Annotated in this window: 21 protein-coding genes and 2 pseudogenes; 14 read left to right on the top strand and 9 right to left on the bottom strand. The window is 73.0% G+C overall.

Features of this window, described 5'->3' with window-relative positions; all coding sequences use genetic code 11:
• Positions 1 to 11: 11 nt before the first annotated feature.
• The 5 genes from paaC to WBK31_RS10390 all read left to right on the top strand — a co-directional run bounded on the left by paaC (position 12) and on the right by WBK31_RS10390 (position 4,387).
• A complete protein-coding gene (gene paaC / locus WBK31_RS10410) occupies positions 12 to 932 on the top strand; it encodes a 1,2-phenylacetyl-CoA epoxidase subunit PaaC (RefSeq protein WP_406674708.1) in 921 nt (306 codons plus the stop codon).
• A 170-nt stretch (positions 933 to 1,102) separates the two neighbouring features.
• Entirely contained in the window at positions 1,103 to 1,588 is a 486-nt protein-coding gene (gene paaD, locus WBK31_RS10405) for a 1,2-phenylacetyl-CoA epoxidase subunit PaaD (RefSeq protein WP_406675473.1), read from the top strand.
• A complete protein-coding gene (paaE, locus tag WBK31_RS10400; RefSeq protein WP_406675472.1) occupies positions 1,585 to 2,673 on the top strand; it encodes a 1,2-phenylacetyl-CoA epoxidase subunit PaaE in 1,089 nt (362 codons plus the stop codon). The genes paaD and paaE overlap by 4 nt, the downstream gene beginning before the upstream one ends.
• Positions 2,674 to 2,748: 75 nt before the next feature.
• Complete coding sequence (locus tag WBK31_RS10395; protein ID WP_364064863.1) at positions 2,749 to 3,510, top strand: enoyl-CoA hydratase/isomerase family protein; 762 nt, start codon at positions 2,749 to 2,751, stop codon at positions 3,508 to 3,510.
• Positions 3,500 to 4,387 (top strand): 3-hydroxyacyl-CoA dehydrogenase family protein, encoded by an 888-nt coding sequence (locus tag WBK31_RS10390; protein ID WP_378789927.1) that lies wholly within the window; start codon positions 3,500 to 3,502, stop codon positions 4,385 to 4,387. Before WBK31_RS10395 ends, WBK31_RS10390 begins: the two co-directional genes overlap by 11 nt.
• A 197-nt stretch (positions 4,388 to 4,584) precedes the next feature.
• Here the strand turns inward: WBK31_RS10390 and WBK31_RS10385 are convergent, their stop codons facing one another.
• Positions 4,585 to 5,214, bottom strand: a complete 630-nt coding sequence (locus WBK31_RS10385; RefSeq protein ID WP_364064868.1) for a TetR/AcrR family transcriptional regulator — start codon at positions 5,212 to 5,214, stop codon at positions 4,585 to 4,587.
• A gap of 93 nt (positions 5,215 to 5,307) precedes the next feature.
• Here WBK31_RS10385 and WBK31_RS10380 point away from each other — a divergent pair.
• Together WBK31_RS10380 and WBK31_RS10375 are read left to right on the top strand one after the other, a co-directional pair.
• Positions 5,308 to 5,676 (top strand): annotated as a pseudogene (locus WBK31_RS10380) (cytochrome P450); the annotation flags it as partial.
• Positions 5,670 to 6,335, top strand: a complete 666-nt coding sequence (locus WBK31_RS10375; RefSeq protein ID WP_364064870.1) for a helix-turn-helix domain-containing protein — start codon at positions 5,670 to 5,672, stop codon at positions 6,333 to 6,335. The pseudogene WBK31_RS10380 and the gene WBK31_RS10375, both read left to right, overlap by 7 nt.
• A 1-nt stretch (position 6,336) precedes the next feature.
• On the opposite strand, the gene sigJ is transcribed toward WBK31_RS10375, so the two are convergent.
• Both sigJ and WBK31_RS10365 read right to left on the bottom strand, forming a co-directional pair.
• On the bottom strand, positions 6,337 to 7,275 hold the full coding sequence (gene sigJ, locus WBK31_RS10370; RefSeq protein ID WP_364064871.1) for an RNA polymerase sigma factor SigJ: 939 nt from the start codon (positions 7,273 to 7,275) through the stop codon (positions 6,337 to 6,339).
• 41 nt (positions 7,276 to 7,316) lie between these two features.
• Positions 7,317 to 8,051: an SDR family oxidoreductase gene (locus WBK31_RS10365; RefSeq protein WP_364064874.1), complete on the bottom strand. Its 735-nt coding sequence runs from the start codon at positions 8,049 to 8,051 to the stop codon at positions 7,317 to 7,319.
• Between the two features lie 52 nt (positions 8,052 to 8,103).
• Between WBK31_RS10365 and WBK31_RS10360 the strand changes: the two genes are divergently transcribed.
• The 3 genes from WBK31_RS10360 (at position 8,104) to WBK31_RS10350 (ending at position 11,148) form a co-directional block, all read left to right on the top strand.
• Positions 8,104 to 8,505 carry a phosphotransferase gene (locus WBK31_RS10360; RefSeq protein ID WP_406675471.1) on the top strand — a complete coding sequence of 134 codons (402 nt, stop codon included), beginning with the start codon at positions 8,104 to 8,106 and terminating at the stop codon, positions 8,503 to 8,505.
• A gap of 70 nt (positions 8,506 to 8,575) precedes the next feature.
• On the top strand, positions 8,576 to 9,733 hold the full coding sequence (locus WBK31_RS10355; RefSeq protein ID WP_406674707.1) for an alpha/beta hydrolase family protein: 1,158 nt from the start codon (positions 8,576 to 8,578) through the stop codon (positions 9,731 to 9,733).
• Positions 9,734 to 9,915: 182 nt separating this feature from the next.
• Positions 9,916 to 11,148, top strand: a complete 1,233-nt coding sequence (locus WBK31_RS10350) for a sulfite oxidase (protein WP_364064880.1) — start codon at positions 9,916 to 9,918, stop codon at positions 11,146 to 11,148.
• Between the two features lie 486 nt (positions 11,149 to 11,634).
• Here WBK31_RS10350 and WBK31_RS10345 read toward each other — a convergent pair.
• The 4 genes and pseudogenes from WBK31_RS10345 to WBK31_RS10330 all read right to left on the bottom strand — a co-directional run.
• Positions 11,635 to 12,046, bottom strand: a pseudogene (locus tag WBK31_RS10345) (DUF6596 domain-containing protein); the annotation flags it as partial.
• Complete coding sequence (locus WBK31_RS10340) at positions 11,985 to 12,239, bottom strand: hypothetical protein (RefSeq protein ID WP_406674706.1); 255 nt, start codon at positions 12,237 to 12,239, stop codon at positions 11,985 to 11,987. The pseudogene WBK31_RS10345 and the gene WBK31_RS10340, both read right to left, overlap by 62 nt.
• A 189-nt stretch (positions 12,240 to 12,428) precedes the next feature.
• Positions 12,429 to 13,454, bottom strand: a complete 1,026-nt coding sequence (locus WBK31_RS10335) for a hypothetical protein (RefSeq protein WP_364064885.1) — start codon at positions 13,452 to 13,454, stop codon at positions 12,429 to 12,431.
• Positions 13,455 to 13,761: 307 nt separating this feature from the next.
• Positions 13,762 to 15,480 (bottom strand): potassium/proton antiporter, encoded by a 1,719-nt coding sequence (locus tag WBK31_RS10330; protein ID WP_364064888.1) that lies wholly within the window; start codon positions 15,478 to 15,480, stop codon positions 13,762 to 13,764.
• Between the two features lie 421 nt (positions 15,481 to 15,901).
• Here WBK31_RS10330 and WBK31_RS10325 point away from each other — a divergent pair, with 421 nt between their 5' ends.
• The 3 genes from WBK31_RS10325 to WBK31_RS10315 all read left to right on the top strand — a co-directional run bounded on the left by WBK31_RS10325 (position 15,902) and on the right by WBK31_RS10315 (position 17,015).
• Entirely contained in the window at positions 15,902 to 16,303 is a 402-nt protein-coding gene (locus WBK31_RS10325) for a TrkA C-terminal domain-containing protein (RefSeq protein WP_364064891.1), read from the top strand.
• Positions 16,304 to 16,470: 167 nt separating this feature from the next.
• Positions 16,471 to 16,812 (top strand): hypothetical protein, encoded by a 342-nt coding sequence (locus WBK31_RS10320; RefSeq protein WP_406674705.1) that lies wholly within the window; start codon positions 16,471 to 16,473, stop codon positions 16,810 to 16,812.
• Positions 16,764 to 17,015: a hypothetical protein gene (locus tag WBK31_RS10315; protein WP_406674704.1), complete on the top strand. Its 252-nt coding sequence runs from the start codon at positions 16,764 to 16,766 to the stop codon at positions 17,013 to 17,015. Before WBK31_RS10320 ends, WBK31_RS10315 begins: the two co-directional genes overlap by 49 nt.
• Here the strand turns inward: WBK31_RS10315 and WBK31_RS10310 are convergent.
• Both WBK31_RS10310 and WBK31_RS10305 read right to left on the bottom strand, forming a co-directional pair.
• Positions 16,990 to 17,373, bottom strand: a complete 384-nt coding sequence (locus WBK31_RS10310; RefSeq protein ID WP_364064896.1) for a VOC family protein — start codon at positions 17,371 to 17,373, stop codon at positions 16,990 to 16,992. The two genes, WBK31_RS10315 and WBK31_RS10310, sit on opposite strands and share 26 nt — an antisense overlap.
• A gap of 176 nt (positions 17,374 to 17,549) precedes the next feature.
• Positions 17,550 to 18,557: an aldo/keto reductase gene (locus WBK31_RS10305; RefSeq protein ID WP_406674703.1), complete on the bottom strand. Its 1,008-nt coding sequence runs from the start codon at positions 18,555 to 18,557 to the stop codon at positions 17,550 to 17,552.
• Between the two features lie 137 nt (positions 18,558 to 18,694).
• Between WBK31_RS10305 and WBK31_RS10300 the strand changes: the two genes are divergently transcribed.
• Positions 18,695 to 20,359, top strand: a complete 1,665-nt coding sequence (locus WBK31_RS10300; RefSeq protein WP_378789942.1) for an acetolactate synthase large subunit — start codon at positions 18,695 to 18,697, stop codon at positions 20,357 to 20,359.
• Positions 20,360 to 20,363 lie beyond the last annotated feature (4 nt).

Raw genomic sequence — 20,363 nt, 5'->3', positions numbered from 1 at the left:
TGGGATCACTGATGAACGAGGAACACGGCAGCATCTTCGACGGCCTGCTGGAGAGCGGCGACTCCGGGCAGTGGGCCTTCGGCACCGACTTCGAGGACCCGCTGGCCGGGATCGACACCACCACGCCCGACGGGGTGGACCCGGCCGGGCTGGCGGCGTACTGCCTCATGCTCGGCGACGACTCGCTGATCATGTCGCAGCGGCTGTCGGAGTGGTGCAGCCGCGCGCCCGACCTGGAAGAGGACATCGCGCTCGCGAACATGGCGCTCGACCTGCTCGGGCAGGCGCGGCTGCTGCTGGCGCGGGCGGCGGCGGCCGACCCGTCCGTGGTGCCCGTGCTGCCGGACGGTTCGCCGGTGCCGCCGGAGGACCGGCTCGCGTTCTTCCGCGACGACCGCGAGTTCCGCAACGTGCGGCTCGCCGAGGTGCCGAACGGCGACTTCGCGCACGTGGTGGTGCGGCTGCTGCTGTTCTCGGCGGCCCGGCTCGCGGTGTTCGAACGGCTGCGCGCCAGCCGTGACCAGGTGCTCGCGGCCGTCGCCGGCAAGGGCGTCAAGGAGCTCGCCTACCACCGCGACTGGGCCGGGCGCTGGTTCCTGACGCTGGCGCGCGGCACCGAGGAGTCGCACCGCAGGCTGCTCGCCGCGCTCGACGCGCTGTGGCCGCTGCGGGCCGAGCTGGTCGCCTCCCATCCGCTCGAACGGTCGATGGCGGGCGCGGGGGTGGGCGTGGATCCGGCGTCCGTGGCCGGTGAGGTGGACGCGGTCGTCGACCAGGTGCTCGCCGTGAGCGGCGTCGAACGTCCCGAGCGGGCGCCGCTGGCCGGGGTCGGCGGGCGTACCGGAAGGGACGGCATGCACACCGAGGCGCTGAGCAGGCTGCTCGCCGAGATGCAGGTCGTCGCCCGAGCACACCCGATGGGGCGCTGGTGAGCGCCCGCGAGGCCCGCGCCGGCGTCCAGGCGCAGGAGCGCGAGGACCGGGCGACCGTTCAAGCGCAGGAGCGCGCGGGCCGGGCGACCGTTCAAGCGCAGGAGCACGAGGCCCCGGCGACCGTTCAGGCGCGGAAGGAGGCCGCGCGGCGGGCCGCCGAGGCCGCCGAGGTGGCCGGGCGGGTGCGCGATCCCGAGATGCCGATGCTCACGCTCGCCGACCTCGGCGTGCTGCGCGGCGTGGAGGTGACGCGCGATGCCGAGGGCGCCGAGGTGGTCGTCGCCTCGATCACGCCGACGTACACCGGCTGCCCCGCCATGAAGACCATGCGCGACGACCTCGTGCACCGGCTCAGGGAGGCCGGGTTCGAGCGCGTGGAGGTGCGCGTCGTGCTCGACCCGCCGTGGTCCAGCGACTGGATCTCCGAACGCGGCAGGGCCGCCCTGCGCGCCGCCGGGCTGTCACCACCGGGTCCCGCGCCCCGGCGGAGCGGTCCCGTGCTGCTCACGCTGGGCCCGAAGCGGGCCGCGCCACCCTGCCCGCGCTGCGGCTCGGCGGACACCCGGCTCACCTCCGAGTTCGGCGCGACCGCCTGCAAGGCCCTCTACCGCTGCGCCGCCTGCCTCGAACCGTTCGAGCACGTCAAGGAGATCTGACGATGACCATGCTCGGGACCGCGCCGTCCAGGGCCGCCGTCTTCCACCCGCTGGCCGTGTCGGCGGTGGACCGGCTGTGCGACGACGCCGTCGCGATCACGTTCGAGGTGCCGCCCGAGCTGCGGGAGGCGTACGCGTTCAAGGCCGGCCAGTCACTCACGCTGCGCCGCGTCATCGACGGACGCGAGGAGCGCCGCTCGTACTCGATCTGCGCCCCGGTGGGCGCCGCGCCGCGCATCGGCGTGCGGGAGATCCCCGGCGGCCTGTTCTCCTCCTGGCTGGTCCACGAGGTACGTCCGGGCACCGTCATCGAGGTGCAGCCGCCCACCGGCTCCTGGCAGGCCGACCCGGACAGCGGCGAGCGCCACCTGTGCGTGGCGGCCGGCTCGGGCATCACGCCGCTGCTGTCGATCGCCTCGACCGTGCTCACCCACCCCCGCGCCCAGGTCTCCCTCGTGTACGGCAACCGCACCAGCCGCACGGTGATGTTCGCCGAGGAGCTGGGCGACCTGAAGAACCGCTACGGCCCCCGCCTGCAGATCGTGCACGCGCTCTCCCGCGAGCCGCGCGACGTGGAGCTGCTGTCGGGACGGCTGGACGGCGACCGGCTGCGCCGCCTGCTCACCCGCCTGGTGCCCGTCGAGGTGTTCGACCACGTGTGGCTGTGCGGGCCGCTGCAGATGATCGATGAGGCCCGGCCGGTGCTCGCCGAGCTGGGCGTCCCGGCCGAGCGGGTGCACGTCGAGCTGTTCTACGCCGACGCGCCGCCGCCTCCGCCGCGCAGGGACGACTCCGTCCCGCCGGGCGCGACCACGGAGCTGACGACCGTGCTCGACGGGCTGCGCACCACCTCGACGGTCTCCCGGGAGACGACGCTGCTGGAGGGCGCCCAGGCGAGCCGGGCGGACCTGCCGTTCGCGTGCAAGGGCGGCGTGTGCGGCACGTGCCGGGCCGTCGTGCGCTCGGGCGAGGTGGACATGCGGCGCAACTACGCGCTGGAGCCGTCCGAGCTGGCCGCCGGGTTCGTGCTGACCTGCCAGACGTACCCGGTGAGCGAACAGGTCACCATCGACTACGACGCCTGATCTCACGGGAGCCCACGTGTCAGCTATCTCCTTCGCCCTGCCTGTGCCTGTGCCCGCCCGCCGCCGGGGACGATCGTGAGCGGGCCGAGCCTCCTCGTCGAGGAGGGCGCGGACCGGGTGGTGTGGCGGCTCAACCGGCCCGAGCGGCGCAACGCTATCGACCGCGAGCTGGTCGCCGCGCTGCACGAGGCGTGCGCGGCGGTCGAGGCGGAGCCGAAGATCGTCCTGCTGGCCGGCGAGGGCGGCACGTTCGCGGCCGGCGCGGACATCGCCGAGCTGCGTGAACGGGGCCGCGAGGACGCGCTGCGCGGCATCAACTCGAAGATCTTCGATCGGATCCACCGGCTGCCGATGCCGACCATCGCGCTGCTCGACGGGTACGCGCTGGGCGGCGGCGCCGAGCTCGCCTACGCCTGTGACTTCCGCATCGGCACCGAGCGCACCAAGATCGGCAACCCGGAGACCGGGCTCGGCATCCTCGCCGCCGCCGGGGCCGCCTGGCGGCTGGCCGAGCTGGTGGGCGAGCCGCTGGCCAAGGAGATCCTGCTCGCCGGGCGCGTGCTGTCGGCCGCGGAGGCGCGGGAGGTGCGGCTGCTCAACGAGGTGGTCGAGCAGGACGACCTGCTGGCGGCCGGGCACCGGCTGGCCGACCGGATCGCCGCGCAGGCGCCGCTCGCGACCCGGCTGATGAAGGCGGTCTTCCACGCGCCGCGCCAGGCGCACCCGTTCGTGGACGACGTGGCGCAGGCGGTGCTGTTCGAGACCGAGGAGAAGCACGCGCGGATGACGGCGTTCCTGGAGCGCCGCGAGCGGAAAGGACGCTCTCATGACCGCTGATGACCGGCATGATGACCGGCTGAGCACGGACACCGCCGCCCTGCCCGGCAGCGTCGGCGTCTACGGCGGAGGACGCATGGGCGCGGGCATCGCGCACGCCTTCCTCCTCGCCGGCTGCTCCGTCGTCGTCGTGGAGAGCGCCGACGAGACGGCCGCCGCCGCCCGCGAGCGCGTGGCCGGCAGCCTGGCCAAGGCCGCCGCGAAGGGCACGCTCGGCGAGCCGCAGGAGGCCGTGCTCGGCCGGCTGCGCACCACCACCGACCCGGCCGGCCTGGCGGGCTGCGAGCTGATCGTCGAGGCCGTGCCCGAGGACGCGGCGCTGAAGGCGGAGGTGCTGTCCGCCGCCGAGAAGCGGGCGCCGGGCGCGGTGCTCGCCACCAACACCAGCAGCCTGTCCGTCGCCGGGCTCGCCACCGCGCTGTCCGCGCCCGAACGCTTCCTCGGCCTGCACTTCTTCAACCCCGTCCCGGTCAGCGACCTCGTCGAGATCGTGACCGCACCGGACACCGACCCCGATCTGGTGACCCGCGCGCAGGGGTGGGTGACGGCGCTCGGCAAGACGCCCATCACCGTGACCGACTCGCCGGGCTTCGCCAGCAGCCGGCTCGGCGTGGCCCTGGCGCTGGAGGCCATGCGCATGCTCGAAGAGGGCGTGGCGAGCGCGGCCGACATCGACACCGCGATGACGCTCGGCTACCGGCACCCGGTGGGGCCGCTGCGCACCACCGACATCGTGGGCCTGGACGTGCGCCTGGCCATCGCCGAACACCTGGCCCGCGAGCTGGGCCCGCGCTTCGAGCCGCCGCGGATCCTGCGCGACCTGGTCGCCGCCGGCCACCTCGGACGCAAGACCGGGCAGGGCTTCTACACCTGGTGACGCGCGCCGGGTCCGGGTGCTCGCGCCCGGCCCGGCCGCCTGGACCCGGCCCCGCCGCTTCCGCTCGATCTTGCCGCTCGCACCCGGCCGCCTTGCCGCTCGCACCCGGCCGCCGCTTCAGCTCGACCCCGCCGCTCGCATCCGACCCGCCACTTGCGGCCGGCGGGTGTCGCGCCAGGCCGTGCCGTCCGTGACGGTCAGGTCTCGTGCCTGGCCAGGCCGTCGAAGGCGATGGAGGTGATGGCGGCGGCCACCATCGCCTGGTCGTAGGCACCGTCGGGGCGGTACCACTCGGCCAGCGAGTTGACCATGCCGAACAGCAGGCGGCTCACCAGCGCGGGCGGCACGTCGTCGCGCAGCGCGCCCTCGGCGACCGCGTCGGCCACCAGCGCGGCCAGCCGGTCGTCGAGCCAGCGCCGCCGTTCGAGCGCGGCCAGCTCGACCTCGCTGTTCCCGCGTACGCGCAGCAGCAGCGTGACCGACGGCTGGTGCGCCACCAGCACTTCGACGCTGCGCCGCACCACGCCGCGCAGCCGCTCGTACGCGCTGCCCCCGGCCTGATCGCGGGACGCCTCGGTCACCACGGCGGTCAGCTCGTCGAGCGCGTCGTCGAGCGCCTGGCCGAGCAGCTGCTCCTTGCTGGTGACGTGGTGGTAGATGGCCGCCTTGGTCAGCCCGAGTTCCTTGGCCAGGTCGCCCATGCTGGTGGCGTCGTAGCCGCGGCGGTTGAACAACTCGACGGCGGCACGCAGGATCGCGGACTGGTCATAACCGGGACGGCCCCGCCGGCGGCGCGGGGCTGGTTCGGCCTGCTCAGTCGTGGTCACAAAAGCAGCATCTCACGCGTCCGCCCCACACATCGCCGTCATGCGGCGCGTACGGACGCCCGGAGCGGCACGCGCACGGCGCCTGGCGGCAGCACGGCCAGGGGGCTGTTGGGGGCCGGGCACGAGACGTCCGCCAATAACATCGGGACCATGATGGCGATGCTGCTGTCCGGCCGCAGGCGCGCCAACCGCGACGAGCGGCGGTTCGACGGCGCCGGCGAGATGCGGCTCGACCGCTCGCCCAACCCCCACGTGGCCTTCGGCGCCGGCCCGCACTCCTGCCTCGGCCAGGCGCGGGCCCGCACCGAGCTGCAGACGGTGCTGAAAGTGCTGAAGGTGCTGCTCGCCCGGCTGCCCGGTCTCGGCCTGGCCGTTGCGGCGGCCGGGCTGCGCCGCCGCGACGGGCTGGTCGCCGGCGTGCTGGTCGCCGGCGGGCTGGAGATGGTGCCGGTGAGATGGTGACATCGGACGGGCCCGCGCCCGAGCGTCGGGGCGTACGGGCCAAGGACACGCGCGAGGCGCTGCTCGACACGGCCGAGCGGCTGTTCGCCGAGCGCGGCGTCGGCGAGGTGTCCGCCCGGCAGATCAGCGAGGCCGCCGGGCAGGCCAACAACTTCGCCGTCGGCTACCACTTCGGGTCGAAGGCCGGGCTGGTGCGGGCGATCGTCCGCCGCTACACCTACGACATGGAGCGGCGGCGGCTGCGGCTGCTGGCCGAGATCGGCGAGTCCGAGGAGCTGCGCGACTGGATCTCCTGCCTGGTCCGCCCCGCCACCGACCATCTGGAGGCGCTGGGCGTGCCGAGCGTGCGGGCCCAGTGCATCGCGCAGATCAACACGGTGCCCGCGATGCGGCAGATCGTCATCGACGAGTCGGTGGCCACGCCGTCCATGCAGGCGAGCCTCGCGGGCATGTTCCGGCTGCTGCCCGGCCTGTCGGAGGAGACGCGCCGCGACCGCTCCGACATGAGCCGGCTGCTGCTGGTGCACGCGCTGGCCGAGCGGGAGCGGGCGCTGAACGAGGGCGCGCCGCTCAGCCGCGCCACCTGGGACGATGCCGCCACCAGCCTCATCGACGCCCTCACCGGCCTTTGGACGGCCCCGGCCACCCGTCACCGCTGAGTCACTTTCCCGGCAGGAGGCCGATGTCGGAGACCGGGCCGAGGTGGCGGAGCTTGTCGGGGTTGGCGACCGCGTGCACCGCCTGCACCACGCCGTCGGCGATCGACAGCTCGACCACGCTCGCCACCCGCCCGTCGGCGTCGCGCAGGACCGCTCCCGGGCTGCCGTTGACCCAGGCGAGCCGGAGCGTGACGCCGTACGCCCTGACCCGGCGCAGGCCGCCGAGCAGCAGCCGCGCGACCCGCACGGGATCGTTCGCCGCCATCGTGAGCGCCCGCGCCTTGCCGCCGCCGTCGCCGTGCAGCACCACGTCGGGCGCCAGCATGCCGAGCAGCGCGTCCAGGTCGCCTCCTGCCGCCGCCTCGAAGAACCGGCGGGCCAGCTCCGCGCTCTCCGCCCGCCGCATCGGGCCGGGCGGCCCGCCGGAGCCCCGCGATCCCGCCGCGATCCGCTGCCGGGCGCGGGCGAAGATCTGCCGGCAGTTCGCCTCGGTCTTGCCGGTGATGCGGGCCACGTCGCGGTAGCCGTACCCGAAGACCTCGCGCAGCATGAACACCGCGCGCTCCACCGGCGACAGCGACTCCAGCAGCACGAGGAAGGCCATCGACAGCGAGTCGGCCAGCTCGGCGTGCTCGGCGGGCCCGGTGATGTCCTCGCCGCCCGGCCCGATGCCCGGCATGACGACCGGCTCGGGCAGCCACTCCCCCACGTACGTCTCCCTTCGCACCCGCGCCGAGCGCAGGTGGTCGATGCCGAGCCGGGTCACGGCCGTCGTCAGGTACGCCTTCGGCTCGGCGATCGTGGTGCCCTTCTGCCGGGCGCGGGTGAGTCCGAGGTAGGCGTCCTGCACGATGTCCTCGGCGTCGCCGACGGACCCGGTCATCCCGTACGCGATGGAGAACAACAGCGGCCGGTAGGCGTCGTCGTCGTCATCGTCCATGTCGGGCCCTTTCGTGCGATGTCCGGCAGGGTATCCGGCGCTCACCAGCCGACCGGTCCCAGGCGGTCGATGAAGACGCCGCTCGGGCCGTCCGCGTCGAGGGTGGCGAGGTGGACGATCGGGTCGCTGCCCTGGGTGACGGTGAGCGTGCCGGTGTGGTGGTTCATGTCGGTGGCGGTGAACGCGTGGTTGGCGACCTCGCCGGGGGTGACCGCGTTGAACTTCACGTGCGGGAGCGCCTGCGCGTACCGGACGGTGAGCATGTTGAGCGCGGCCTTGGACGAGGAGTACGCCAGCTCGTGCATCGCCGATACCGGCTGCTCCGGGTCGGTCACGACGGAGAAGGAGCCGCCGGCGCTGCTCACCATCACCACGCGCGGGTTGGCGGACGCCTCCAGCAGCGGCAGGAAGGCGTGCGTGACCCGGACCGGGCCGTACACGTTGGTGTCGTAGACGGCGTGCAGCTCCTCGGCCGTGGCCTGCGCGGGCGGCAGCACCCTGCCGGGCGCGCCCGCGTTGTTGACCAGCACGTCGAGGCGGTCGGTGTGCTCGCGGACCAGCCGGACCGCCGCCGACACCGACGCGTCCGAGGTCACGTCCAGGGGGACCAAGATCGCCTCGATGCCGTCGGCGGCCAGTTTCCCGACGGCCGCGCGGCCCCGCCCCTCGTCGCGGGAGCCGAGGAAGACGGTCCAGTCCATCGCGCCGAGCCGCCTGGCCGTCTCGAAACCCAGTCCCTTGTTCGCACCGGTGATCAATACACTCGTTCGTTCCATGCCCTCTAAGACGGGGCACCCCGTCCGGCTGTGACAGCTGTGATCGAGGTCACTGCCACGGGGGACGCCGGACCGCGGCTACGACGCCCGCACCCGCCGCCTGCTCGACCAGATCGAGGAGGTCGGCAGGGCGTTCCCCGATGACGCGCTCGACGGCGACGACCTCGTGCACACCGACTTCCACGCCGGCAACGTGCTGGTGGACGCGGACGGCGCCATCACCGGCGTGATCGACTGGGACGGCGCCCGTCGCGGCGAGGCCGCCTTCGACCTGTTCACGCTCCGCTTCGACCTCGCGCACCGGGCGCCCGGGCTGCACGTGGACGTGCCGGAGACGGTGGCGCTGCGCTGCTGGGCCCACATGAGCCTGCGCCTGGTGGACTGGGCGATCCGCCACTTCTCCGCCTCCGAGGTGACGTACTGGCTGGAGGTGGCCGAACGCCTCAGACCCTGACCAAAGTCAGGGTCCGTTCCTGTCTTTGGATCATGCCGGAGGCCATGGGCCGCTCCCTAAGGTGTTCCCCATGATCAGAACCACCGCTCTCATGCTCGCCCTCGGCCTCCCCCTCACGGCCGCGGCCCTTCCCGCCGAAGCCGCCGCCCGCACCGCCGATGTGAAGTTCGCGATCCCGCGGCCGACCGGCGCGTACAAGGTCGGGCGGGACGTCCTGCACATGGTGGACACCGGCCGCCGCGATCCCTGGGCGCCGTCCGCCACCCCTCGCGAGCTGATGGTCTCGATGTACTATCCGGCGCGCTCCGGCGGCCGCCCGACCGCGTACATGACGACCGCCGAGGCGGCGGCGCTGCTCAAGGCCCAGAAGCTCGACACCCGCGTCAAACCGGAGCAGGTCGCGGGGGTGCGCACGAACGCGCGCGAGGGCGCCCGCCCGGTCTCGGGCCGGTATCCCCTGGTGGTGCTGTCGCCGGGCTTCACCCTCAACCGGGCCACGCTGACCATGCTCGCCGAGGAGCTGGCCTCGCGCGGGAACGTGGTCGCCCTGGTGGACCACGCCTACGAGTCGTACGGCACGAGGTTCCCCGGCGGCCGTACGCTGACCTGCGCCGCGTGCGAGGCGGTCGAGAAGGCGCCGTCCGACGAGGAGAGCAAGCGGCTGATGGCCAAGGTCGCCACCGGACGGGCGGCCGACCTGTCGTTCGTCATCGACCGCGTCACCCGCGTCACGGGGTGGCGGCGCGCCGCGATGATCGACCAGAAGCGGATCGGCGCGGCCGGTCACTCGATCGGCGGGAACGCCGCCGCCGCGCTCATGGCCGCCGACCGCCGGGTGCGCGCCGGAGTGAACATGGACGGCACGTTCTTCGCGCCCGTCCCCGCGAAGGGGCTCGGCGGCCGGCCGTTCCTCATGCTCGGCACGAAGTCAGGGCACTCCCCCGGCTCGGCCGACACGAGCTGGCCACGTGACTGGCGGCGGCTGGACGGCTGGAAGCGCTGGCTGACCGTCAAGGATTCGGGCCACTTCACGTTCATCGACCTGCCCGTGCTGGGCGGCCAGGCCGGGATGACCGACCCTGCGGCGCCGCTGTCCGGCAAGCGGTCGGGCGAGATCACCACCTCGTACGTGGGCGCGTTCTTCGACCGGCACCTTCAGGGCAGGAAGCGCCCGATCCTGGACGGCCCCACCCGCGCCAACCCGGAGGTCACCTTCCACAACCCCTGACCGCGACCGCTCCGGTCCCCCTCGCCCCGGAGCACGAGGACATGGGTTCTCGATCGCTCTCTCGTCAGCGGCCCACCCGCCAGGGCCCTTTCGAGAACCCCGGACCACGATCACGCGTGTTCTTGACCTCTCCCATTTCCCTGTCTACTGATAGGTATAGCCGGAATGTGAGAGGTGGTCGCATGCCGTATCGAAACGCCGGACGAGAGGACCTGCCGGGCAGGCGCGCCGTGCTCCGCGCGCTTCCCGCCTTGGGCGGGGCCGCGGTGCTGAGCGGGCCGCTCGCGGGCACGGCGGGGGCCACAGCGCAGGGAGCGGCCGAGGCCGTCAGGCGCGCGGCGGGCCCGATCGTCAAGCCGCTGCCGCCCGAGGTGTTCATCGAGCACGGGTCGAACGCCGAGACCCGCTGGGAGGCGCTGCGCGACATCGGTTACCACGTGCCCAACGAGCGGTTCTTCGTCCGCAACCACACCGCCACGCCGCTGATCGACGCGGCCACCTGGCGGCTGCGCGTGCACGGCTCAGGAGTGCCCCGCCCGCAGGAGTTCAGCTACGCGCAGCTGCGCGCGATGCCGTCGGTGACGGTGGACGCGGCCATCGAGTGCGCGGGCAACGGCCGCTCGTTCTTCGCCACCCAGCAGGGCGAGCAGGCGTCGGGCACGCAGTGGCGGCTCGGCGCGATCGGGGTGGCGCGCTGGCGCGGCGTGCCGCTGGGCGCGGTGCTGCGCCGCGCCGGGCTGTCGAAGAACGCGGTGGACGTCATGCCGTCGGGGCTGGACGCCAACTATGTCAGCGACGGGCAGGACCTCGGCCGCGTGCGCCGGCCGCTGCCGATCGGCAAGGCGCTCGACGACGTGCTGCTGGCGTACGAGATGAACGGCGAGCCGCTGCCGCCCGACCACGGCTTCCCCGTGCGGGTGGTGGTGCCGGGGTGGGTCGGCATCGCCTCGATCAAGTGGGTGGGCGACATCGAGGTGTCCACCGAGCCGCTCCTATCACCGTGGAACACGATCTACTACCGCTTCTTCGGGCCCGGCTACCCGGACGAGGGCAGCGCGCCGCTCACCCGGCAGGTCACCAAGAGCGCGTTCGAGCTGGGCTGGGAGGCGAGCATCCCGGCGGGACGGCCGTACCGGCTGCGCGGCAGGTCGTGGTCGGGGCGCGGTCGGATCACCCGCGTCGAGGTGAGCACCGACGGCGGGACCCGCTGGCGGGACGCCCGGCTGCTCGACGGCGGCCGCCGCGGCCCCTGGACGCGCTGGCAGATCACCTGGCCCGACCCGCGTCCCGGCCGCACGGAGCTGCTGGCCCGCGCCACCGACGAGACCGGCGCCGTGCAACCGGTCACCACGCGGTTCAACACGATGGGTTACCTGTTCGACGCGATCGTCGCCCACCCGGTGCAGGTGACCTGAGCCGCGACCCAGCGGGTCCGCACACCCGCGCCCGAGCCGCCGCCCCTCCTCCAGGCAGGCGGAAAGCTCGGCCGCGTAGGCGCGGGCCCGGTCCGGCGCGCCGGCGTCGAGCTGGAGCGGCGGCTCCCAGAGCGCGAGCCGGGTGATCGGCAGGCCCGCCGCGGCGGCGCGCGGCGCCAGCACCGCCCCCGACGAGTTGCCGAACACCGCCGCCGCTCCCCCGGCCGCCTCGACGACCGCGGCGAGGTCCTCGATCTCGCGCTCCACCGCGTAGGGCGGGGTGTCGCCGCTGCCGCCGCGCCCCCGCCGGTCGTCGTCGAGCCGGACGACGTCGGAGGGGACGAAGCGTTCGAGCCTGGCGTACAGGGCGGCGATCTCCCGCCACGGCGTCTCTTCGAAGGAGGGCGCGGTGGCGTGGCAGGCGGCGATGGCCGCCTGGATCCGGTACGGCCCCGCCCCGCCCCGCCGCAGCACGTCGTCGAGCAGCGCCACGCCCTCGTCGATCTGCTCGCGGTCCCACAGGGAGCGGTCCTGCTCCTCCAGCGGCACCAGCTCGCGCCGTCCGGGCCGCGCGCCGGGCGTCGTGCAGAAGCATCAGCGCCAGCAGCCCACCGGCCTCGGGCTCGCCGGGCAGCAGCCGGACGAGCAGCCGCCCCAGCCGGATGGCCTCGTCCGTCAGCGCCCGCCGGATCGGCTCGTCGCCCGCGCCCGCCGCGTACCCCTCGGAGAAGAGCAGGTAGAGCACGCCGAGCACGGCCGTGGTGAGCCCCGCCAGCGTGCGCAGGGTGAGCGCGGCCCTCGGCTCGACGGCAGGCGGGGATGGCAAGACGTGAAGATCAGCCGGAGCGGTCGTCCTCGACGGCGCCCTCGTGCGAGGCGGGCGGCTCGGCGGTTTCATGGAGTACGGCCGGCTCGCGCAGCTTGGCCGCGCCCACCGAGGCCCGGCGCAGCCGGTCGATCGCCTTGTCGCGGGCGGTCATGGCCAGCCACGCGCCGGGGGCGGGCGGCACTCCGCCCGCGGGCCAGCCGGCCACGACTTCCTTGGGCTCGTCGAAGGGGCCGTCGGTCATCAGCACCTCGCCGCCGCGCACCCGCACCGTGGTGGCGTCGGCGGGCGGTTCGAGGCCGCCGCTCGCGATGAGCCCGTCGCCGCGCGCGTCGGCCCACGCCTGCCGTCGGGCAGGAAGCCGGGGCCGGCCAGCATCGCCTGGTAGGACTCCTCGTCCCCGCAGACCAGCAACAGGTACGTCATCCGGTCAGCCTGAGCGGCGGCCCGGCGCTCAGCGGAAGTCGGAGATGCGGAACACGGCCAGCATGTCCTTGGCGCGGGAGCCGTCCGTCGAGAACGACGCCTCCGCACCGACCCAGCCACGGAACGCACCCGAGTCGTCGATGATCTGCAGAAGCGGCTTGACGTGGGAGTTTCCGTTGTAGCAGAACTGCTTGCGCTCCATCGCCAGGCAGGTGCACCAGTGCCACAGGGTGTCGCGGCGGTCACCCTTGCCGACCATGGTCAGGTAGTACTGGATGGAGCTGATGTTGGCCTTCGTCCCGCCGCCGTACCTCGGGCAGCCGCCCTCCTTCTGGCAGGCGCTGTTGGACGAGGGCTGCAGGTACGTCAGGCACGAGGTGGTGCCGGAGCACTGACGGAACGAGGAGAGGCCGAACGGCTGGTTGGCCGACGGCACCAGCTTGCCGCCCGCCCAGCTCGTCAGGTCCTGCCTGAGCCCGCCGGGAAACGCCTTCACCGAGCTCATCGCGCGGCGGGTGGCGTAGGAGGCGTTGCTGCCGTAGCCGTAGCCGTGCGTGGCGAGCGTGCTCCGCTTGAGGTCGAGGCGGGCCAGCTTGCCGTCGGGCGAGGTGCGGACGTACCACTGCTCGGTCCAGGTCTGGGCGATCTTCCACGTGATCGTGAGCACGTTGCCCGACACCGTGTACGTCCCGGTGCGCCGCTCGGACGGACCGCCGGTGAAGCCGCCCGCGGTGAGCACCTGGCAGGCGCGCACCTTGGTGGCCTTGCCCCCGGCCGTGGTGGTGCAGCTCGCGTCCGGCTTCGTCCCGGTGCTCTGCCTGGCCTTGGGCTGGCGCTGCCACCACAGGTAGAAGCCGGCGCTCACGGTGCCGTTCTTGGCGAAGCTGTAGTTGCCCAGCCGTACCCAGTTCTGCTGCGACGAGGCCTTCAGGTGGCCTTGCGAGACGACGAACGTGGACTTGCCGCCGGGCAGTGACGTGGCGGCCGCCGCCTGGCTCGCCGGTAGGAGGGTGGCGGCGAGCAGAAAACTGAGAATCGCTGCTGCGAAGCGCATGAAGTTTCTCCGGGGGTCACACGGCGTGTCCAGCACAGCACGACACCGTAATGGTCCGGCCCGGAAATGTCATCGAAACCGCGCCAGAAGTCCCGCGCCCACCGGGCTTCGCGGGCGCGGGCGACGACCTCCGCCAGGCGCGGTGACGGCCTCCGCGGGCGCGGGCGACGGCCTCCGCAGGCGCGGTGACGGGCGCGCCCTCGCGCCCGCCGTGTGAGCGCCGGCTCCGACCGCCGGCCATCCCCGGGACCGGCGCGCCCTCGCGCCCGCCGTGTGAGCGGGTGGGCGGCGCGAGGGCGCTACGGCGTCAGGTGACGGCGCGGTCCGACTCCGACTCCGTGCCGGGCACCAGGTCGTCGCCGGGCTCGACCGGCGGCTCCTGCTGCGGGGGCGCGATGGGCCGGACGTGGCGCTGCCGGCCACCGGTCAACCTCGTGCGCCAGCGCAGCCCGGCCCGGCGGCGGCCGGAGGCGGGCGTGGCCGCGGGCTCCCGGCGCTGTTCCTGCGGCGCGGCGGCGGCGTGGCCGTTGTCGGGCTCGCCGTCCTCGCCGTGCCAGTGGGCCAGGCGGCCGCCCCTGCCGACGGCGCGCAGCCGCCGTTCGACCTCGGCACGGGTGGCGGGCGTGGTGACGATGAGCACCTCGTCGCCCTCACGCAGGATGGTGTCGGGCTCGGGTACGAGGGTGTCGCCGCCGCGGATGACGAGGGTGACGATGGACGGCTTGGGCAGCCGCAGCTCGAAGATCTCCACGCCGTGCAGCTTCGAGCCGGGCGGGACGGTGAGCGTGAGCAGCTCGGCCGCGAGGACGTCGAGCGGCGCGGCCTCGATCTCGACCTCCCTGGCCTGGTGCGGCTGGGTGACCTTGAGCAGCCTGGCGACCAGCGGCAGCGTCGGGCCCTGTACGAGGGTGTAGAGGACGACCAGGACGAACACGATGTTCAGCAGGTGCTTGCTGCCGGGCACCTCGGCCACGATCGGGTAGGTGGCCAGCACGATCGGCACCGCGCCGCGCAGGCCCGCCCAGGCGATGAACGCCTGGTGCCGCCAGCCCGTACGGAACCAGGTCAGGCAGGCCGCGACGGACGCCGGCCTGGCGATCAGCAGCAGCACCAGCCCGATGACGACGGCGGGCAGCAGCGCGCTGGGCAGCTCGTGCGGGGTGACGAGCAGGCCGAGCATGACGAACAGGCCGATCTGCGCCAGCCAGCCGATGCCGTCGGCGAACGACCGGGTGGCGGCGCGGTGCGGCAGCTCGGCGTTGCCGAGGACGAGGCCGGCCAGGTAGGCGGCGATGAAGCCGGAGGCGTGCAGGGCCCCGGCCGCGGCGAACGCGATGATGCCGAGGCCGACGGTGGCCAGCGGGTACAGGCCGGTGGCGGGCAGTGCGACGTACCGCAGGGCGAGCGTGCCCGCCCAGCCGCAGGCGAGACCGATCGCCGCGCCGACCGCCAGCTCGAACGTGATCTGCGAGACGATCTCCACGGGGCTGGGCAGGTCGGTGAACACCGTCGAGAACACCAGCACCAAGATGACGGTCGGCGCGTCGTTGAATCCCGACTCCGCCTCCACCATTCCGGCCACGCGGCGCGGCAGCGGCAGCGCGCGCAGCACGGAGAACACGGCGGCGGCGTCCGTCGATGACACGATCGCGCCGAGCAGCAAGGACAGTTGCCAGTTCAAGCCCAGCAGGAAATGCGCTCCAGCGGCGGTGATCGTCACGCTGACCGCCACACCGAGCGTGGCCAGCAGCCCGGCGGGCACCATCAGCCGCTTGATGTCGGCCCACCGGGTGCTCAAACCACCTTCGACCAGGATGATGCCCAGCGCCGACGTGCCGAGGGTCTGCGCGAGCTGGGCGTCGTCGAAATCGATGCCCAGGACGTCCTCACCGAGCAGCACGCCCAGGGCGAGGAACAGCAGCAGGCCGGGCAGGCCGAGCCGGCTCGCGGTGCGCGCCGCGGCGATGCTCGCGAGCAAAACCAGTCCACCGGCCAGTAAAACGCCGTACAACTGCTGCAGACTCATCGTGAACCCCCACGTGGCATCGGTGAAGCGGTCATGCGGCGATCATTTCTCATCGCACGTTGATAAAGCTGAATGGACGGACTCCTCCGTGTGGCAGGGACGGTCTCTTTATCTTCCTGGGCCCACCGGGCCAGTGGGGGTACGGCGCGGCCGGTGGATGCACATGTCGATGGTCGCGGGGCTTCCCGTACCCGGAAAAGAGGGAGAAAGCCCGGAAGTCGCACCTGCCGTCCACTTACGGGATCCTGTCATCCTCGTAAAGGATCGATAGGGGGACGACGGCGAGGTCCGCCGGAGTGATCCCCCGGTCGAGCGGTGCAAGACGGACGTGAGGTGACCGGTGGAGATCGAACAAACAGGGCTGCCAGGGATAGGACTGCGACACGAGTTCACGACGCGCTCCGGGCGGCGTGTCGCCGTCGTGTCGCACCGCACCGGCCGCCGCGATCTGGTGATCTACGATCCGCACGATCCCGACCAGGCGTGCGAGACCGTCACGCTCAACGACGACGAGGCCGACGCGCTGGCCGAGCTGCTGGGCGCGCCGCGCATCATCCGGCGGCTCAACGAGCTGCACCGCGAAGTGGAGGGGCTGGTCAGCGAGAAGCTGCCCATCCCCGCGAACTCGCCCTACGCGGGGCGGCCGATGGGCGACGCGCAGGTGCGCACGCGTACGGGCGCCTCGATCGTGGCCATTGTGCGCGGCGCGCAGATCGTCGCCAGCCCTGCCCCCGACTTCGTGCTGGCCGCCGGCGACGTGGTCGTCGTGGTGGGCAGCGCCGACAGCGTGCAGGCGGTCGCCGGCATCCTGGCCGACGGGTGAGCGGGCGGTCTCTCCGCCGTGGGAGGCGATCTCCCCCGCCGGGGCGGCCCCCCTCCCTCTGACGGGGGAGGCGGCGCTCCCCTTCTGGCGACGAGACTGCCGGCATGAGCATGTTTTCCAGGGCGTCTTCCCCGGCGCCTTCCACGGCGCCTTCCCCGGCGTCCTCCATGGCGGCCCGGCAGGCGCCCGCGCCGCCGCCACGCTGGGCGGTGCGCGCCGCGCACGCCGTCGCCCTCGTCACTCTGCCGTCGGGACTGTGGCGCGTCGCGCTCGTGGCCGGGCTGCCCATCGGATACGTCGCCGACGTGCCGCCCGAGGTGCGCGACCTGCCCCCAGGAGAGGTCGCCTACATCGTCGGCCTCAGCGTCGTCAGTGAGCTGGCCGCGCTGCTGACGATCGGGCTCGTCAAGCCCTGGGCGAGGTCCCGCCCCGCTGGCTGCCGCTGGTGGGCGGGCGGCGCATGCGGCCGCGCCTCGTGCTCGCCGCCGCCTACACCGGGGCGGCGCTGATCGTGCTGCTCTGCGGGTACGCGGTGCTCGCGGTGATCCTGCAGCTCGGCTCGGGTTTCCCGTTCCTGTCGGGTGCCGGGCACGCACTCCTCATCGCCTGCTACCTGCCGCTGCTGGCGTGGGGGCCGCTGACGTTCGCGGTCGCGTACTCGTACCAGCGCCGGCACCGGCACCGCGTCACAGCGGGTCGAGACGCCTCCTGAGCAGGCAGAACACGTTACCCTCCGGGTCGGCGAGCACGTGCCAGGGCTCCTCGCCCGTCTGGCCCACGTCGGCGTGGCGGGCGCCGAGCTTGAGCAGGCGTTCGAGCTCGGCGTCCTGATCGCGGTCGGTGGCGTTGATGTCGATGTGCAGCCGGAAGAGGCCCGCGTCGGGCACGTCGTCCTCGGGGCTGAGCACGATCGTCGGCTGCGGCCCGCCGAACCCCTCGCGCGGCCCGATCTCTATGGAGCCGTCCTCTTCGCGGTCGAGCTCGACGTAGTCCAGCACCTCGCACCAGAACCGCGCCAGCAGCTCAGGGTCGCGGCAGGCGAGCACCAGCTCGCTGATCCGGGACGCCACGCAGAACACCCACTTTCGGTCGAAGGCGACCGAACACCCGTCACCTGGGCCCCAGCCGCCGGAACGGTCCCGCGATCGTATCCGAGAGGCCGGCGCGACCGCGAGCGACTTTTCCGCCCGAAAGCGGCGGCCACCCCCCTCTCACCCGGGGTGGCCGCTTTGCGGGCTGGGGGAGGTCAGCGGCGCTCGCTGTCCAGGCTCGCCATGAGGTGCACGGGGTAACGGTCGCCCCTGGCGGCGTCGCGCGGGATGACGGCCTCGATCTCGGCCAGCTCCTCGGCGGTGAGCGCGAGCCCGCCGGCGTCGATCATGGTGCCGACCTGCTCCAGGGTGCGGGAGCCGACGATGGGCACGATGTCCTCGCCCTGCGCGGCGACCCAGGCGATGGCGAGCTGCGCCACCGAGACTCCCCTGGCCGCGGCCGGCTCCTTCAGGCGGTCGGCGAGCGCGGTGTTGTGTTCGAGGTTCTCCCCCTGGAAGCGGGGGTAGGCCGCGCGGCCGCCGGAGGCGGTCCCGCTGCCGCCGATCAGGCCGCGCGACAGCGCGCCGTACGCGGTGACGCCGATGCCGAGCTCGCGGCAGACCGGCAGGATCTCGTCCTCGACGCCCCGGCTGAACAGCGAGTACTCGATCTGCACGTCGGAGATCGGCGCGACGGCGGCGGCCCTGCGGATGGTCTCGGCACCGACCTCGCTGAGCCCGATGTGGCGCACGTACCCCTTCTCCACCCACTCGGCGATCGCACCCACCGTCTCCTCGATGGGCACCGACGGGTCGAGCCGGGCCGGGCGATAGATGTCCACGTGGTCGGTGCCGAGGCGGCGCAGCGTGTAGGCGAGGAAGTTGCCCACGACGGCCGGGCGGCCGTCGAACCCGGTCATCGCGCCGTCCGGGCCGACCAGGGCCCCGAACTTGACCGACAGCACGACGCCGTCGCGGTCGCGCTCGTCGAGCGCGCGCCGGATGAGCAGCTCGTTGTGCCCCGAGCCGTAGAAGTCGCCGGTGTCGAGCAGGGTGCCGCCGGCGTCGAGGTAGGCGTGCACCACACGTACGCCTTCGCGCTCGTCCATGGGTCCGTACGCGCCGGACAGGCCCATGCAGCCGAGCCCCGGCGAGGTGACGGCAGGACCGGTACGGCCGAGGCGGCGCGTCCCGGGGCGAGTCGTTTCAGTCTGAGTCGTCATGGCTCCACAGTGCTCGCCCGCCGCGTGCGGCATCCAGGCATCCTCAATGCCATGACCGCTGGTCACAGGGGCTGGAATGAACGGCGGGGCGCGCGTGCTGTGACGGATGCAGTCACAGGTGAAAGAAGGCGTTTCGCATGTCAGCGCAGGCCACGCAGAAGACGGCGGCCCAGCTCATCGTGCAGGCCCTGGAGGCGGAGGGCGTCGAGTACGTCTTCGGCATCCCGGGCGAGGAGAACATCCACTTCGTCGACGCGCTCAAAGACTCCTCCATCCGCTACATCCTCGTCCGCCACGAGCAGGGCGCGGCGTTCATGGCGGAGCTCTACGGCAGGCTGACCGGCAAGGCCGGGGTCGCCTCGGCCACGCTCGGCCCCGGAGCGATCAACCTGCAGCTCGGCGTGGCCGACGCCACGACCAACAGCACCCCGGTGGTGGCGATCACCGCGCAGGTCGGCCTCGACCGCATCTATAAGGAGACCCACCAGGTGGTGGACCTGGTGTCGCTGTTCAAGCCGATCACGAAGTGGTCGGAGCTGGCCCCCTCGGTGCAGGCGCTGCCCGAGCTGATCCGCAAGGCGTTCAAGACCGCGCAGACCGAGCGGCCCGGCGCCGTCTACCTGGCCATCCCCGAGGATGTCGAGTCCGCGCCCGCGCCCGGCGACCTCGCGCCGCTGCCGCTCAACGTCGTACGCCCGCAGGACCCCTCCGCCGCCCAGGTCGCCCGCGCCGCCGAGGTGCTGGCCACCGCGCGCCGCCCGATCGTGCTGGCCGGCCACGGCGCCACCCGGGCGGGCGCATCCGACGCGCTCGTGCGCTTCTCGGAGAAGCTGGGGCTGCCGGTGGCGACCACGTTCAACGGCAAGGGCGTCTTCCCCGACGACCACCGGCACGCGCTCGGCGCGGTCGGGTTCATGCGGCACGACTACGTGAACTTCGGCTTCGACGAGGCCGACGTGCTCATCACGGTCGGCTACGAGCTGCAGGAGTTCGACCCGGTCAAGATCAACCCGAACCGCGACAAGAAGATCATCCACGTGCACCGGTTCCCCGCCGAGGTGGACGACCACTACCCGGTGGCGGTCGGCGTGCACGGCGACATCTCCCGCTCGCTGCACGCGCTCGGCGACGCCGTGCACCGCCGGTTCACCATGAACGGCACCGGCGAGAAGATCCGCCGCATGCTGCGCGAGGAGCTGGAGCAGGGCCGCGAGGAGCACGGGTTCCCGCTGTCGCCGCGCCGCGTGGTCGCCGACATCCGCGAGGCCATGGGGCGCGAGGACATCGTGCTGGCCGACACGGGCGCGGTGAAGATGTGGATGGCCCGCATGTACCCGGCGTACGAGCCGAACACGATGATCGTCTCGAACGGGCTGTCGTCGATGGGGTTCGCGGTGCCGGGCGCGCTGGCCGCCAAGCTCGCCTGCCCCCGGCGCAAGGTGCTGGCGGCGACCGGCGACGGCGCGTTCCTGATGAACTCCCAGGAGCTGGAGACCGCCGTGCGCGAGCGCATCCCGTTCGTGGTGCTGGTGTGGGAGGACGGCGCGTACGGGCTGATCGAGTGGAAGATGGACCTGGAGCTGGGCCGCGACTCCAACGTGGCCTTCGGCAACCCCGACTTCGTGAAGTACGCCGAGAGCTTCGGCGCCCGCGGCTACCGGATCAGCAGCGCCGGCGAGCTGCTGCCGACGCTGCGCAAGGCGCTGGCCGACGACGTGGTGTCGGTGATCGCGGTGCCGGTCGACTACTCGGCGAACCTTCAGCTGACCGACAAGCTGGGCGAGCTGACCGGACCCTTCTAAGATC

The sequence above is a fragment of the Nonomuraea sp. N2-4H genome, from assembly GCF_045291505.1.
Taxonomy (GTDB): Bacteria; Actinomycetota; Actinomycetes; order Streptosporangiales; family Streptosporangiaceae; genus Nonomuraea; species Nonomuraea fastidiosa.
The sequence above is the reverse complement of the archived record's forward strand: the minus strand, read 5'-3'. Positions and strand labels throughout refer to the sequence as shown.

Coding starts and splice junctions, on each gene's coding strand:
- paaC (WP_406674708.1), top strand. CDS start 12: ATGAACGAGGAACACGGCAGCATCTTCGACGGCCTGCTGGAGAGCGGC.
- WBK31_RS10390 (WP_378789927.1), top strand. CDS start 3,500: ATGACCGCTGATGACCGGCATGATGACCGGCTGAGCACGGACACCGCC.
- WBK31_RS10375 (WP_364064870.1), top strand. CDS start 5,670: ATGGTGACATCGGACGGGCCCGCGCCCGAGCGTCGGGGCGTACGGGCC.
- sigJ (WP_364064871.1), bottom strand. CDS start 7,275: ATGGACGATGACGACGACGACGCCTACCGGCCGCTGTTGTTCTCCATC.
- WBK31_RS10365 (WP_364064874.1), bottom strand. CDS start 8,051: ATGGAACGAACGAGTGTATTGATCACCGGTGCGAACAAGGGACTGGGT.
- WBK31_RS10355 (WP_406674707.1), top strand. CDS start 8,576: ATGATCAGAACCACCGCTCTCATGCTCGCCCTCGGCCTCCCCCTCACG.
- WBK31_RS10350 (WP_364064880.1), top strand. CDS start 9,916: ATGCCGTATCGAAACGCCGGACGAGAGGACCTGCCGGGCAGGCGCGCC.
- WBK31_RS10335 (WP_364064885.1), bottom strand. CDS start 13,454: ATGCGCTTCGCAGCAGCGATTCTCAGTTTTCTGCTCGCCGCCACCCTC.
- WBK31_RS10330 (WP_364064888.1), bottom strand. CDS start 15,480: ATGAGTCTGCAGCAGTTGTACGGCGTTTTACTGGCCGGTGGACTGGTT.
- WBK31_RS10320 (WP_406674705.1), top strand. CDS start 16,471: ATGGCGGCCCGGCAGGCGCCCGCGCCGCCGCCACGCTGGGCGGTGCGC.
- WBK31_RS10315 (WP_406674704.1), top strand. CDS start 16,764: ATGCGGCCGCGCCTCGTGCTCGCCGCCGCCTACACCGGGGCGGCGCTG.
- WBK31_RS10305 (WP_406674703.1), bottom strand. CDS start 18,557: ATGACGACTCAGACTGAAACGACTCGCCCCGGGACGCGCCGCCTCGGC.
- WBK31_RS10300 (WP_378789942.1), top strand. CDS start 18,695: ATGTCAGCGCAGGCCACGCAGAAGACGGCGGCCCAGCTCATCGTGCAG.